Origin of the sequence: Maridesulfovibrio sp., assembly GCF_963678865.1 — a bacterium.
GTDB lineage: Bacteria > Desulfobacterota > Desulfovibrionia > Desulfovibrionales > Desulfovibrionaceae > Maridesulfovibrio.
The window spans coordinates 261,357-275,838 of sequence record NZ_OY787459.1; the positions used below are offsets into that span (position 1 = coordinate 261,357).

15 protein-coding genes and 1 tRNA gene are annotated in these 14,482 nt (G+C 46.0%); 4 read left to right on the plus strand and 12 right to left on the minus strand.

The features are described from left to right. The first annotated feature begins 48 nt into the window (after positions 1-48). The 3 genes from ACKU41_RS01100 to ACKU41_RS01110 all read left to right on the plus strand — a co-directional run bounded on the left by ACKU41_RS01100 (position 49) and on the right by ACKU41_RS01110 (position 1,949). Entirely contained in the window at positions 49-843 is a 795-nt protein-coding gene (locus tag ACKU41_RS01100; protein WP_319779535.1) for a dihydroorotate dehydrogenase electron transfer subunit, read from the plus strand. Between the two features lie 3 nt (positions 844-846). After that, positions 847-1,764, plus strand: coding sequence for a dihydroorotate dehydrogenase (locus ACKU41_RS01105; protein WP_321403528.1), 918 nt, complete (start codon positions 847-849; stop codon positions 1,762-1,764). 95 nt (positions 1,765-1,859) lie between these two features. Next, positions 1,860-1,949: transfer RNA gene (locus ACKU41_RS01110), tRNA-Ser, on the plus strand. 101 nt (positions 1,950-2,050) lie between these two features. Here ACKU41_RS01110 and ACKU41_RS01115 read toward each other — a convergent pair. From ACKU41_RS01115 to ACKU41_RS01125, 3 genes are all read right to left on the minus strand, one after another. Continuing rightward, positions 2,051-2,830, minus strand: coding sequence for an ATP-binding cassette domain-containing protein (locus tag ACKU41_RS01115; RefSeq protein ID WP_321403530.1), 780 nt, complete (start codon positions 2,828-2,830; stop codon positions 2,051-2,053). Between the two features lie 209 nt (positions 2,831-3,039). After that, positions 3,040-3,729 (minus strand): GTP-binding protein, encoded by a 690-nt coding sequence (locus tag ACKU41_RS01120; RefSeq protein WP_321403536.1) that lies wholly within the window; start codon positions 3,727-3,729, stop codon positions 3,040-3,042. Further along, positions 3,726-4,973 carry an ABC transporter substrate-binding protein gene (locus tag ACKU41_RS01125; RefSeq protein ID WP_321403538.1) on the minus strand — a complete coding sequence of 416 codons (1,248 nt, stop codon included), beginning with the start codon at positions 4,971-4,973 and terminating at the stop codon, positions 3,726-3,728. The genes ACKU41_RS01120 and ACKU41_RS01125 overlap by 4 nt, the downstream gene beginning before the upstream one ends. A gap of 351 nt (positions 4,974-5,324) precedes the next feature. Here ACKU41_RS01125 and ACKU41_RS01130 point away from each other — a divergent pair, with 351 nt between their 5' ends. Next, complete coding sequence (locus ACKU41_RS01130; protein ID WP_321403541.1) at positions 5,325-6,257, plus strand: hypothetical protein; 933 nt, start codon at positions 5,325-5,327, stop codon at positions 6,255-6,257. Positions 6,258-6,493: 236 nt separating this feature from the next. On the opposite strand, the gene ACKU41_RS01135 is transcribed toward ACKU41_RS01130, so the two are convergent. The 9 genes from ACKU41_RS01135 to ACKU41_RS01175 form a co-directional block, all read right to left on the minus strand. Then, on the minus strand, positions 6,494-7,234 hold the full coding sequence (locus ACKU41_RS01135) for a protein phosphatase CheZ (protein WP_319779543.1): 741 nt from the start codon (positions 7,232-7,234) through the stop codon (positions 6,494-6,496). A 39-nt stretch (positions 7,235-7,273) separates the two neighbouring features. After that, a complete protein-coding gene (locus ACKU41_RS01140) occupies positions 7,274-7,786 on the minus strand; it encodes a hypothetical protein (protein WP_321403543.1) in 513 nt (170 codons plus the stop codon). Positions 7,787-7,810: 24 nt separating this feature from the next. Further along, positions 7,811-8,239 (minus strand): 4Fe-4S binding protein, encoded by a 429-nt coding sequence (locus tag ACKU41_RS01145; RefSeq protein WP_319779545.1) that lies wholly within the window; start codon positions 8,237-8,239, stop codon positions 7,811-7,813. A gap of 18 nt (positions 8,240-8,257) precedes the next feature. Beyond that, the gene (ybgF, locus tag ACKU41_RS01150) at positions 8,258-9,181 is read right to left on the minus strand and encodes a tol-pal system protein YbgF (RefSeq protein WP_321403546.1); all 924 of its coding nucleotides are present in this window, start codon (positions 9,179-9,181) and stop codon (positions 8,258-8,260) included. Beyond that, positions 9,171-9,407 (minus strand): PLD nuclease N-terminal domain-containing protein, encoded by a 237-nt coding sequence (locus ACKU41_RS01155; protein WP_319779548.1) that lies wholly within the window; start codon positions 9,405-9,407, stop codon positions 9,171-9,173. The genes ybgF and ACKU41_RS01155 overlap by 11 nt, the downstream gene beginning before the upstream one ends. Then, positions 9,407-10,162 carry a prolipoprotein diacylglyceryl transferase gene (gene lgt / locus ACKU41_RS01160; protein ID WP_321403550.1) on the minus strand — a complete coding sequence of 252 codons (756 nt, stop codon included), beginning with the start codon at positions 10,160-10,162 and terminating at the stop codon, positions 9,407-9,409. Before lgt ends, ACKU41_RS01155 begins: the two co-directional genes overlap by 1 nt. A gap of 1 nt (position 10,163) precedes the next feature. Then, complete coding sequence (gene lspA / locus ACKU41_RS01165) at positions 10,164-10,634, minus strand: signal peptidase II (protein ID WP_321403551.1); 471 nt, start codon at positions 10,632-10,634, stop codon at positions 10,164-10,166. A gap of 315 nt (positions 10,635-10,949) precedes the next feature. Further along, positions 10,950-13,763, minus strand: coding sequence for an isoleucine--tRNA ligase (gene ileS, locus ACKU41_RS01170; RefSeq protein WP_321403553.1), 2,814 nt, complete (start codon positions 13,761-13,763; stop codon positions 10,950-10,952). A gap of 265 nt (positions 13,764-14,028) precedes the next feature. After that, the gene (locus tag ACKU41_RS01175) at positions 14,029-14,289 is read right to left on the minus strand and encodes a DUF493 domain-containing protein (protein WP_321403555.1); all 261 of its coding nucleotides are present in this window, start codon (positions 14,287-14,289) and stop codon (positions 14,029-14,031) included. Positions 14,290-14,482: the final 193 nt, after the last annotated feature.

The following is a 14,482-nucleotide window of genomic DNA, read 5'->3' on the forward strand; positions in this document are numbered from 1 at the left end:
ACGCTTATGCCGCAAGGTGCGGTCAGCAAAAATCTACAGGATTAAATCATGAGTGCAAACAATTGCAGGGCTGTGAAAGTCATTAGCAACAAGCCCCTCGGATTATCCTCACCCGGTGAGGAAATAGTCGAACTCAAACTCGAATATCCGGACTGGAAGCCGGGTTGGCGGGCCGGACAGTTCGTCATGATCAGGCCCTTTTCATGGCCTCTGGACCTCGTCTGGGGACGTCCTTTTTCCATTTGTAACGCAGATGAGACCAGTCTGACTATCCTTTTTCAGGTTGTCGGTCGCGGGACTGCCCGTCTGCTGGAACTTAAAGAAGGCGATGAAGTGAATATCTGGGGACCGCTGGGTAACTTTTTCAGTAAACCGCAGGATCGACCCGTACTCATGCTCGCCGGAGGGATGGGTTTAGCCCCCTTTTGCGGATATGTCGATACCCATCCGCAGCCTGAAAATTTGAAATTATTCTTCGCTCACCGTCCTCCGCTTGAAAACTATCCTTACAAAGGTATTGCGGACAAGGTTGATGTGGAAGATCTCCGTGAAACCAAACCTGAAGATATCCCCTCCATTATTGCAAGGGTGGAGGAACTGGTAAAGGAATACGCTGAAAATGGAGGCCTTATCGTGGCCTGCGGTCCTCACCCGTTCCTGAAAACAATCTGGGCCGCAGCCAACAGGTTCGGAGCTGATGCAGAGCTTTCCCTTGAAAACCGCATGGCCTGCGGAGTAGGGGCCTGTCTCGGCTGTGTCTGCAAGGATACTGATGATCATCATACTCAGGTCTGTACCACCGGGCCTGTTTTCAAAGCCAATAATCTCAGTCTGGAGGATTAAGACATGGATGTATCAATTGATTTTGCCGGACTGAAGCTTAAGAACCCCATCCTCACCGCTTCCGGGACATTCGGATTCGGCCTCGAATTCAAGCGTTTCGGCGATCTTGAATCTCTGGGGGGAATTGTGGTCAAGGGGCTTTCCCTCAAGCCGAGAGAAGGGAATCCCATGCCCAGAATCGCTGAAACCCCTTGCGGTATGCTCAATGCCATCGGTATCCAGAATCCGGGTGTGGAAGTATTCCTCAAGGATAAGCTGCCTAAGCTGCCGTGGAAGACACTGCCTGTACTGGCAAACCTTTATGCCACTGATGCCGAGGAGTTCGGCGAGCTGGCCGGAGTTCTGGCCGGTGAAGAGGGCGTAGCAGCCCTTGAGGTCAATGTTTCCTGCCCGAACGTAAAAGAGGGTGGTATTGCCTTTGGACAGGACCCTAAGCAGATTACAAGGGTTGCCGAGGCCGTTAAGAAGAATTCCGGCAACAAGCCGGTCATCATCAAGCTTTCGCCCAATGTCACCGACATCACTGTCTGTGCCAGAGCTGCGGAAGACGGCGGGGCGGATGCTCTTTCGCTGATCAACACCCTTTCCGGCATGGCTGTGGATATCGAACGCAGAATCCCGCGTCTTGCCAACGTAATCGGAGGTCTGTCCGGTCCTGCTGTGAAGCCTGTGGCGCTTCGTTGCGTATATCAGGCTGTGAATGCCGTAAAAATTCCGGTCATGGGACTTGGCGGCATCACCACAGCCGAAGATGCGGCAGAATTTCTGCTCGTCGGCGCACGGGCAGTGCAGATCGGAACCGGAAACTTCATCAGCCCGGATACTGCCTTCAAGATTGCGGAAGAGTTGCCGAAAGTTCTGGAGCGCATAAAAGCCGAGTCTCTGGAAAAATTTATCGGAAGCCTGCAGTTGCCTAAATAGGGCCATTTTTGCATTTAATTTAAAATAATTGAAGAAAATTTAAAAAAGTACTTGCCAAGCAGGTCTGATTTAGCTAAACCCTTTTTCACCCAAGCGGAGAGGTGTCCGAGTCCGGCTTAAGGAGCACGCCTGGAAAGCGTGTATAGTTAACGCTATCGGAGGTTCAAATCCTCTCCTCTCCGCCAGCTTGAATTCACAAAGGCTTACGTTGAAAAACGTAAGCCTTTTTCTTATGGTCTATTTTGCGGCTTCCTTAAAATTTGTTTTGCAATAAAATTATCAAATATTAAAGAATGTCTCCCCTGCGAAGAGAATTGCGAAGACTGTTCAATGTCTCTTCCAGTTCTTTTAGTTTGATAAGTTTTTTCTGCTCGTTACCGGTAGTTTTAATGATTTTTTCAATCCCGCCATTTTTAATAATTATCCGCTGGTCGGCACAAAGGGCGAGATAGGGATCATGGGTAGCAATGAGCACTATTTTATTGTTATCGATAAGCAATTCAAGGGCCTTGCCTTTATCTACTCCTGCATTTTCGATTTCGTCGATAAGTATAATCGGCGCCTGACTCAAAAGAGCTGTGTCTGCAATCATGAGAGCACGGCTTTGCCCACCGGAGAGTTGAGTAACCGGAGTATCTTTAAAGAAGGGCTCACCTGCCAGATTGTTTGCCTTTTCAAAAACGGTTTCGACCAGATTCTCAACATTATCAGCCAGTTTGCTCTCGGCATGCATGGTTAGAAATTCCTGAACAGAAAGGTCCATTACATAGTTCATATTTTGTGAAAGCTGAGCGATTAATCGTCCTTCACAGGAAAAACGGGCGTCATAGGAAGGCTCTTCACCATCTACCAGAATTTTTCTCCGGGTTGGAGTATCCCTCTGGGCCAGACATTCTATATCCTCCAACAGCCTGCTTTTACCTGATCCTGTGGGACCTACAATTGCTGTAATCTTTCCCATTTCAAGCAACACTTCATGGGATTCTGATTTTCCCGTTTTATTGCGTCCGGGAAGAATCTTAATGGATTTAATTTTATTGGTCTTACTTTCAGCGAAAGTATTCATTTCTTCTAGATAAAGAAAAAAAATATTCGAAAAATCGGAAGGTGAAAGACCTCTCTCCGAGTAAAAATCTTCAGTCAAGGATTTGCAAAGTGTATCAAAAGAACAATTTTTCCATTTTGAACTGTCAATTGAGTAGGTTGAAAAAAAATCTTCAGCCCAAGGAAACTGCTCCAGAAGTTTTCCAATGGTAAAACTAGAGTATTTGTCCATCATCCATCAAATTCCATGAGCTTTGAAACCCCGATCTGTTTATCTTCCCCAATAGCTTTTTCACCAAGGCAGTATGAACACAAGGCTCCGGGCATGGTAAAACGTAGCGTTGATCCTCTAAGTGAACCGATCTCGTCCGTTTCAGGAAGAGCTTTTTTCAGATAGAAACTTCCCTGTCCGGTAACACCATTAAATTGAATGATTTTAGCCCGCGGGTTTACCTGCCGGACTCTAAAGGCAAATACTTCACGTTCAGCCTGAGAGACAATATCTCCTTTTGTGATGACAACAATATCAGCCAGTTTTAACATGGGACCGATCTTTTTAGGAGTATTAACTCCGCTTAAGTTGTCTATTACACACACCGCAAGAATATTCTTTATGTGTGGAGAGCAGCGGTTACAAAGTCCGGCACTTTCAGTGATCAGATAGTCAAACTGCTCACCCTGAGCCCATTCAAGGGCTGCTTCAATATTGCTGACATAAAAATGATCGGGACAAAGGTTGCCTGAAAGTCCTGTTTTTATCGGAATATCTTTTGTGTGATATAAAATCTGGTCCTGAGCTGAAAGGCAGTCAAATTTGACCACCCCGCATTTTGTTTTTTCTTCCCGTAAAGCTTCTATGGTTTTTATGATGACACTGGTCTTCCCTGATGAGGGTGGACCCGAGACTGTTACAAGCCTCATACATATCCTCCCGTTGCGCGAAAATTCTCCATAAAATTTTTCTCTATGTCCTTTTTCAGCTGCCCTATGTCATTTTGTTTTAAGAAATCCCATCCCAGCCATAAAAGTTCTTCAATATGGGATGTTACGTTCTTTACTTCGGGGTTTACTGCAGGGAAGTAAGCATCCGCACATAACTGACCGAATTCTGTGCTGAGCAGGAAGTCAGTTATTCCTTTAACTTTATCCTGAGAATCTTTTTTAACAAACATCTGTACAGGGCTGACTATGGCTCCCTCGTTTGGAATACGTATAGAAACACGTTCCTTATTTTTGATTTTTTGAGCGAAGAAATAGGGCATAATGTAAAGTGGAGCGACATCAGTCTTCCCGCTGTCGATCATTTTTACCATTTCTGAGGGATGAACCCCGGTTCGCACTGAACGGGCAAGGTTTGTAATCCCTTCCATTCCAAAAAGTGAATAAAAGGGTAGCAGGACTCCGTTGCAGAAAAACTCTGCCTGACCGCGCATTACTACTCCGTTTTGAAATTCAGGAGTCATAATGTCTTTCCATGATTCTACCGCAGGTTTTTCTTCAAGCAGTTCGTCAATTGAGACCAGAACCAGAAGGTTTGCCGAAAGCATGGTAAACTGGCTGTCAGGATCATTAAAAGCGATTTTTTCAAAGTCGGCATTAATTTTATTGGGAAGCAGATCTACAAAGCCTTTTTTCTCGAGGAAATGTTCTCGAAAGGACTTGTGATAGAAGCTGTTAATATCGGAACTGATCACAATATCCGGTAGTTCTTCAAAAGACTCCACCGAGTCTATGTATTTATAGTATGAAAGTTCGTGGTTTACATTACCTTCAAGCAGATATTTTAACGAGTTGCCGTGTTCTTTGTTGTACTCTGTAGTGAAGGCTTCAAAGGCACGTGTAAAGGGCATTTTTAAACCACAGGGCAACAAGGCAAGTAAGGTGAGGTCCTTCTGTCGTTCTGGATTTTCAGTCAACGTGAAATCAGAATTTTTACTATGTTCGAGGATGCTTTCATTAAGCAGTTCAACAAAACTTCCTTTATTGATCCCCATCATTTTTAAAGGAGTTTTCAGCTTGAGCAGAGGTCCCAGTTTTTCGAGAATTTCAGTTTGCTCGAATTTACCCAATCCATATTCTTTGAATAAACCGATCAGATAAGGATGATTTGTCAGGATTTCAAAAATGCTCATATTTTCATTTACTGCAGCAAACTGTTCTCTCATGTCCTCTCCTGATGTTCATGTTCCAAAATATAGCGCTATGGTCTTTTGATGAATTCTGGATAAAATATTAATTTCTACAAAAATGAACCAGATGTTTATACATGCTTGTATTTTAAACTACAAAATTACAGCGTATACTATCCTGACTGCAAAACAGAGTCCAAAATTTTTCATATATAAATTGTAGCAGGTGATGGAATAACTTCGCAAATTGTTATTCTTTAATATTGTAATCTACAAAAATGTAGCAAACCTACAAATTGGTAGTTGTCGGTGCATTCATTTTTGTATGCATTATAACGGCAATAGATACGGTGGATTTTATATACCTGTAATAATTGATTTATAAATATGGCACACTCCATGCTCAAAATACCGCAAATTAGAATGCTTGGGCTGGGTATTCTGAATTTCAATCATAGATACGAAATTGGAGCGAGATCAATTATGGCTACTTTTTTATTATTGCATGACGCATTTCAGGATAGTGGAGTTTGGAAACAAATATATTTGGAGCTTAGGGATAAGGGACATGAAGTTCATACACCGAGTTACATGGATTCCATGGAGGGATATACTTCCGGGACAGGCGAAAGCTTAATCAGTAATGCTGTTGATAAGCTGAAAAGGTACATTTGTGATGTGGGCCTCTCAGATGCAGTACTTGTTTGTGTAGGTTTTTCCGGTATGCTGGGTCCATGCATTGCAGCTGCTTTTCCTTCAGCTATAGGGCATTTAGTGTTTTGGGACGCTGTTGTTCCTGAGATAGGCAAAAGTTATATTGAACTGTGTCCGGCTGACTTTGCGGAGAGTCTTCGTGCCTATAGCGGAGAGGTAATGGTTGCTCCTGTGAAGTTGGGATCTTTGCCACGTCTTGAATCCTTTGACCATCTTCCCCCAAAGCTGTTTCCTGTTCCTTTATCTGTATTTATGGAAAGTTATGAAGGTCCATCAAAGGAGGAGTGGCCAAAGGTTACAATGCTGCATACGTCTTCAAGTGATGCTTTCGATATTGCAATAACGAGTAAACAATCCAAACAATATAATGCAGACTGGATAGAGTTGGATCTCGATGAATATCCCGTAATGGGCAAGGCCCAGGAGGTTGCCGGCGCTATCGCAAGTGTTGTTCCCAATCTGATGGAAACAGCACAGGGTGGGTGTGGCAGAAGGACGATGCCCATGAATTACGCATGCAGTATTGTTCCCTGTATCGTAAACGTCAGGAATTGGCTGAGCTTTCCGTTCACCGTATTGATATACCTGAATGTGTGGCAGGCATGATGAATTAGTTTTTTCCGGGTGATCTGGAAAAGAGCTTAAATCAGAATAGCTAGCAGCGGTGTGTGGGGTAGCAGCCTGTTGTTCTGTGGCGTAATGTTCTGTCTGGACGTATCGATACGGACTTATATTATGTGTGATTTTTAGTAATAAAAAAACGGGAAGCCATATCCTTTGGAGAGGGCTTCCCGCTTTCAATTTTTTAGTGAAAACAGAATTAGGGCAATGCTATAAACTGATTATAAACCAAGGGATGCCAACAGATCGTCAACATCTCCCTGATCGGCTTTTTCAGTGGGCCCCTGCAGTTCGCTCATTTTGTTTTCAGTTTCCTGATCAAGCTGCGCAAGAGATTTTTCAGGAGCCTCTTCGCGGGCTTTGATTTTAAGTCCGGTGGACATGTAAAGGTCGAGAACGATTTTTTCAACGCTTTTGATGGTATCAATGATGATTTTGATACGCTGGCCAGTCAAATCCTGAAAGGATAGTGTTGTCATGATGGTCATGATATCCTGACCCAGAGTGTCGTTGATGTTGGACAGTTCAACTCTTTGTTCTTTTTTTACGCCCCCGGACTCAAAAGCCTTGATGATTTTTGCAAGGGCACTCTGGGTTTCCTGTGTCTTTTCAAGAATATCCATAATGTCCTGTGTGGCTTTTTCTGTGGTGCGCATAATGGCATCGAGCTGGTCGGATGCTTCATTAAAAAGCTGATCCGGGTCTGAATCAACGCAGACAACGGTTTCAGAAGCACTTGCAGGGCCTTTTTTGGCCTTGGCTACTTCCTGATAAATGTCCCGAAGACCGTTTTGCAGGTCAATATTGATGCGACGGTAGAATTCGCCTTCCAGAAGAGTTTGGGACATGCTCTTGGAAATTTCCTTCTGCACTGCATCCGCAATGCTTTCCTTAAGGCTTTTGCTAAGGTCATCGGAAACCTTTTCCATCATCTCCCGCACTATCTGATCATCATGAATCACTGCGTTCTCCTTCGCGTTGATATATTAATTTTGCAGGGGCTATCCCAGCTTCTCAGTCCTTATAAGTTCCCGTTGTTCACTGAAAACAAACTGGATGATGGATTCCAGATCGTGTTCCCGGATTTTTTCAAATGTCATAACCCAGTACCCGGCTTTTTTTGCGGCTTTGACATTTCCTTTGGCTCCGGCCAGACGTAAGGGAATCTGCTGAATTTCCATTACAACTTCCATAATGCCGGGGCGTATGTTGTCTTCAGAACGAAAGGTCATTCCGTTGCCGGAAATCTTCATAATTTCAAGGTTAATGGGGAAATCCTGCTTGAGGTCTTTTTTGCTTTGTATTCCCAGAAGCTGGTCAAGTTTGCGGTCCAGCTCTGTTACATACACTTTTAACCATTCCGGAACTTTTGAATCATCAAGGTCTTCAGCCGGGTGTTTTTTCATACCCGTAAAACCACGGAAAACGGGCTGGCTGTCCAAGGAGCCTGAAAGGCGTCCGTAGCCCTTGATTCTGGTTTTCACACTTGCGTAGTGCGGAGTATTCCGGTCCATGCGGATTCCTTTTTCTTGTGCTGTTTAATCCTGCGGATCGACTTCCATGGCCCGCACGGGACATACTTTGGTGCAGAGACCGCAGGCAGTACATTTGTCCAGATCAAAAAGTACCATGCGGGTTTCTTTATCCAGTGAAAGGGCGCCGGTGGGACACATGGCGAGGCACATGCCGCAATGCATACAGGATTCTTCATCCCTTGCTATTTTCTGGGCTACTGGGATGAGCCGTACGCCGTTTTCTTTAAGGTAATTGATACCCTTATGGTAATCTTCCTCAAGACCGGTAATCTCAAGGGTCATGCTTCCTTCAAGTCTGGGGTTGATGTCAGCTTTCAGGATGTTAAAGCTGAGGTTGTAGAGTTTGCCCAGATTGCATACCACCGGGCGACCGGAAGTATTGGGAGGGAAGGAAAGGTGGATGATTTTGTTAAAATTCTTACTGTCAGTCATTGTCTTTATCCAGTTAAATTATTTTAAGTTTTTTATAATGCTTTTGGCGCGTTTTGCTTCAGCGGAATCCGGGGACTTTTTGATCAGGTCCTCAAGAATATAACGCCCTGATTTGGTTTTACCCAGTTTGATCAGGCAGAGTCCTTGCTTAAGCAGTGCCGGTCTGTATTTATTGCTCTTGGAATATTTGGCTATAACTCCCTGATATTTCAGGGCTGCATTAGCGTAATCCTTGAGCTGGTAGTAACATTCACCTTCCCAGAAAATAGCGTTGGGAAGAAGCTTGTGTTTAGGGAAAGTCTTTGTAAATTCAGCCATATCTCTGATGGCATCTTTATATTTACGTCCCTTGAATTCAGCGAGTCCCTTGTCGTACAGGGCCTGAGCCGGATCAGCAGATTCTGCTTTTTGGGGATCGGGAGCTACAACTGCTGCAATTCCGCCCACAGCTGCTGCGGTTTCAGCTACAGCTTCCTGAGTGGCTTTATTTTTGGTATTCTGAGCCTTTATCAAGCCGAGGTCAATAGCCAGTTGGCTTTCAAGGGCCATGCGCATATGTTCGACTTTTTGGGAAAGTCCTTCCAGAGTTACGGTGCTGTTGCTGTCCCCGGCATCAAGCCTGTTAACAGATTCAGACATGGTGATTATGGTGCCTTGAAGTTTGGCGACCTGCATTTTCAGGGCGTTTACTTCTGCGTACATGTTTGCCTGTTGGGTTTGAACTGGAGAGCTGGACTTCTTTATCTCTTCCCGCAGGGTAACATTATCGGCAGCTGTCTGCTGCTCGACATTGTCGATTTTTTTATTGAGCTGGGATCTGGTCTGGCGCAGTTCCATACGTAGTTTGTCCATATCGGATGTGGTAACGCAGCCGTTAAGACCTGTAGCCAGCGGAAAGGCGATAAGAGCGGCAATGAGAGATTTCTTCATATTATTCTTCATTATATTTTTTCCCCCTTTTTCTGCCAAGTAGAAAGTAAGCCATGCAGCCTAAAAATGGAATAAAGATCGAGAGCTGAATCCAGCCGACCTTTTCCATGTTTGACGGGAATTCCCTGTTGAATGCATCCCATATGGCGAAAAGTGTCAAGACCGCAAAAAGACCGACACTGCCGAGGATGATGAGCCAGGTTTCCATGGGAAGATTGGGAATTGCTCCGAAGAACATTAGGTGCTCCTTTTTTTATATATTGATAACAGGTATATACCAATTGCGAAAAAGACAAGTGTTATGAATTGGGTCATGGACAATGGACCGAGTTCGCCCCGGTAATCAGCCCTGAAAAATTCAATAATAAATCTGAACGCAGAAAACAACACAAGGAATAGACCTGTGATTCGGCCTTCTGTTTGCAGTTTGTTTCCCACGGCTAGTAAAATAAGAAATGTAATCAGTCCGGCAAGGGAGTGATACAGCTGGGTAGGATGCAGGGGCTGGAAAAGCGGCGCAAGGGATGAGGTGTTTTTGAAAGTCACAGCCCATGGCAGATCACTCGGTTTACCGTAACAACAGCCGGCAAAGAAACAGCCCAGCCGGCCCACGGCCTGTCCCAGAGCGATTCCCGGAGCAAAACAGTCCATCCAATCCAGAAGCGGCTGCTGTTTGGAACGCAGGTAGAGCAACCCGGCCAGTGAACCGAAAATTATGGCACCGGAAAAAACCAGTCCCCCCTGCCAGATATAGAATATTTTGAGCAGGTTTCCAGTGAATTCCTGGGGATACAGTCCGATATAAAGAGCCCTTGCTCCGATAATACCGCTGAGAATTGCGATTATTCCGGTGGCTGGAGCCAGTTTGTAATCCAGTTCCCAAAGTCTTGCAGCGCGCATGGTCCAGCCCATAGCCAGCAGGCATCCGGCAGTCAGGTACACACTGTAAGCGTAAATATTTACAGAACCTATGCTGAACAGGATCGGATTCATATTACTTGTTTTTGTAAAAGGATATGATCATGGCAAAAGCGCCCAGACAGATGGCAATATCCGCTATGTTGAATGCCGGCCAATGGTGGGAACCGAAGTAAAAATCCAGAAAATCAGTTACTTCATGGTAGAGAATCCGGTCGATCAGATTGCCGAGAGCACCACCCAGTACAAGTCCCAGTCCCACAATCTGAAATTTATCCCGCTCCTCAGCGGATTTGAGCAGCATCCCGATTGCACCGAGGGCAATAATGGTAACCACGATAAAAAAGTTGCGCTGCCATGTAATATCGGCGCTGTTCAGGAATCCGAAGGCCGCACCTTTGTTGATTACGTGGACCAGATTAAACAATCCGGGAATAACGACTTCCGATGTCCAAAGAACCATCTTTTCCCGAACTGCAATCTTTGTGACCTGATCCAGTATCAGCGTCACTGTCGCAATTATCCCAGCTGAAAAGTACTTATTCATAGGAACCCTTTTGATGCCTCCGGCGTCTGGGGAAGGTGAAACTCTTGCAAGAGTTTCACCTTCCCCAGCCCCCATCCCCTTCAGAACCTTTTAGTATGCTTCGCATGTAGCATGCAGATAAGTCCGTTGAATATGAAGATGGCGAAAGCCCTAATAAAAGTTTTAGGAGAGTCCAGAGAACCCTTTTCCAAAAGGGTTCTTTGGCCCCCGGAGGGACTCTCGGTAGATCCGCCGGGGGCATCTTTCTTTAAAAATGCCCCCGTCCTTCGGGAAGGGCGGGGGCATTTACTTATTCAATTTACAAAGAGCTGGAGATTAACCGACGAGAACTGCTGCGCAGCGCGGGCAGAGTTCGGGATGCTCAGCGTTAGTGCCGAGAGTGTCGTATCTCCAACAGCGGCTGCATTTTTCGCCTTGTGCCTTTTCAACCTTGATGGCCAGACCATCCAGTTCTTCCGGTTTGACTGCATCTTCGGGAGCTTCGGCCAGCGGAGCAATCTCAACACCGGATACGATGAAGAATTCGCGACGCTCGATACCATCGAGAGCTTTTGCAATGTCTTCGTCGGCGAAGAGGGTGATCTTGGTATCGAGAGAGTGACCGATGACCTTTTCGCGGCGCAGAGGTTCAATTGCCTTGGTTACTTCGGTACGGACTTCCATGAGCAGTTCCCATCTTTTGCGCTCAGCATCGTCTATGGAGGGCTTGAGCAGCTCAGGACGGATGGCGAAGACGGTTTCAGCATCCCCTTTCATTTCTTCAGGCAGGTGGGAATAAGCTTCCTCTGCGGTGAAGGAAAGGATCGGTGCCATGTCCTTGAGCAGCATAAGCATGGTCTGCCAGAGCACGGTCTGCGCAGAGCGGCGCTCGAGGCTTTTCTCTCCTGAGACGTACAGTCTGTCCTTGATTATATCGAGGTAGAAGGAAGAGAGCTCCGTGGTGCAGAGATTGTGCAGGGTATGGTAAACCTTGTGGAATTCAAAGTTAGTGTACGCCTTCTGGATTACCTCATGCTGGCGGTTGACCATATCAAGTGCGAAATGGTCGATGGGCAGCATATCAGCCGGTGCAACTGCATCAGTTTCGGGGTTGAAGCCGTCGAGGTTGCCGAGAATGTAGCGGCAGGTGTTACGTACCCGGCGGTAGGTATCAACCATGCGGCTCAGGATTTCGTCGGAGATGCGGACATCTTCCTGATAGTTTACGGCGGAAACCCACATACGCAGGATTTCAGCACCGTGCTGGTCTATGATTTCCTGCGGCGCCATAACGTTGCCGATTGATTTGGACATTTTTCTTCCGTCTTTATCAACTACGTAACCATGGGTAAGTACGGTCTTGTAGGGAGGCACGCCGCGGGTACCTACGGAAGCGAGTAGGGAGCTGTGGAACCAGCCTCTGTGCTGGTCGGAACCTTCGAGGTACAGATCAGCGGGGAAGCGGTGTTCCTTGCGTTTTTCAACAACAGCAGCGTAACTGGTACCGGAATCGAACCATACGTCGAGAATGTCGTCTTCTTTGGCCCAGTGGGTGCCTCCGCATTTGGGGCATTTCAGGCCTTCGGGAACGATTTCTTCCATCGGTTTCTCAAACCAGTAGTCGCAGCCGCGTTCATGCTTTTCAAATTCGTCTACTATAGAGAAAACCCATTCGGGGTCATTATAGACCTCGTCGCAGTCCTCGCAGATCAGTGCGATGATGGGGACACCCCAGTTGCGCTGACGGGAAATACACCAGTCAGGACGGTTTTCAACCATGCTGTAGATGCGGTTTTCACCCCATGCAGGAATCCAGTCAACATCATCTTTAATGGCTTTGAGTGCCTTGGAGCGCAGGTCATTTTCTTCCATTCCGATGAACCACTGAGTGGTTGCGCGGAAGATGACAGGCTCTTTGCAGCGCCAGCAGTGGGGGTAGGAGTGGGTGATCTTCTCCTGCGCCAGCAGGTTGCCAACCTCTTCCAGTTTTTCGATGACTTTAGGGTTGGCTTCCCAAACATTCATACCGGCGAAGAATTCTACTTCCTTAAGGAACACACCGCTGTTGTTCATGGGGGAGTAAATTTCCAAACCATTCTTGAGGCCGGTTTCAAAGTCCTCGCGACCATGGCCGGGAGCGGTGTGAACACAGCCGGTACCGGAGTCGAGAGTTACGTAATCGGCCAGTACAATGGGAGATTCGCGGTCATAGAAGGGGTGCTTGGCTACTGCGCCTTCGAGTTTGGCACCTTCAACGGTAGCCAGAACATTCCAGCTTTCCCAGCCGAAGGATTCGGCACAGACGGGCAGCAGTCTTTCAGCGAGGATGTAAATATCGCCGTTAACTTCGGTAACAGCATATTCAAAATCAGGATGAACAGCCACAGCCCCGTTATCGGGAATGGTCCAGGGAGTGGTGGTCCAGATGCATACGTAGGTGCGGGAAAGGTCCACTTTGGAGGCAACATCTTCTGGAAGTGCTTTCAGAACTTTTTCATCGTTAAGGGGAAAGCGTACATAGATGGAAGGAGAAGTGTGATCTTCGTATTCAACTTCCGCTTCAGCCAGAGCTGTACGGCAGTCGCAGCACCAGTGGATGGGCTTCTTACCGCGGATAACTGAGCCTTTTTCCATGAAACGGCCCAATTCTCGGGCAGTTGCAGCCTCGTATTCCGGTTTCATGGTCAGATAAGGATCTTCCCAGTTACCGAGCACACCCAGACGCTTGAATTCCTTCCGCTGGATATCAACGAATTTTGCTGCGTATTCGCGGCAGAGTTTGCGGATAACAGTGGTGGGAAGCTCTTTTTTCTTTTTCTTAAGTTCCTGCTCTACTTTGTGCTCAATGGGCAGCCCGTGGCAATCCCAGCCGGGAACATATTCGGCCTTCATACCTTGAAGGTTGCGGGATTTTACAATGATGTCCTTAAGGACTTTGTTCATGGCTGTGCCCATGTGAATGTGTCCGTTAGCGTACGGGGGGCCGTCGTGCAGGACGTATTTGTCAGCATCGGCATTGGCTTCGACCATCTTGTCGTAGACGGACATTTCCTCCCAGCGCTTAAGCATTTCGGGCTCACGCTGTTTGAGGTTGGCCTTCATGGGAAATTTTGTCTTGGGCAGACACAGGGTCTTTTTATAATCGCTCATGACTGGAAAAGTCCTCCGGAACTCTCTTGGATATGATATTTGATTAAAGGTTGTTTTTAAGCACTTACCGCTGCCTGATAGATGTTGTTCAAAACAAGAACTAAAGATATCAGCTTGTTATGTTGTAAATGAACAATTTTTGACAGCTTGTGGAAAAGCACACAACCATTCAGGCAAAACTTTGAAAATAAAAAAATGCTCAAAAATGAGCGGCGTCATCTTTAAACAAGGTGTGATGGAAGTCAACCCGGAGTTGCTTCATTCTTTATAATGAAATGAGGCCTTCAATGGTTGAAGCTTTTTGGTACATGGTCACGATTTCATCGGAGCAGGTTGCGTGGATAGTTACGGTCACACTGGTGTATTTGCCTGTCTTGGAATCTTTTTCACTATGCTGAATACCTTCAAGCATGGATTTAAGTTCATCAAGGGATTTACCCGGAACGATGAATTTAAAGGTGTAGTCGCAGGGCCACTCGTGATGTTCATCAAGAGTCGTCTTGAATTTATCCATAGATTGATCCATGTTTATCTCCTTATATTTATTGTAAATATTTTTTAGTTTGTAATGCAAGAGACGGGAGCTTCAATACCTCCTCTTCGGCATTGTTGATATATGAATCGTATATGAAGCTGTCAATGGTGTTAAAATATTTTTTCTCTTATCCCTAAAGGAATTATTACTGATGTCGATATAGCAGACAGTTGTTCCTAACTAA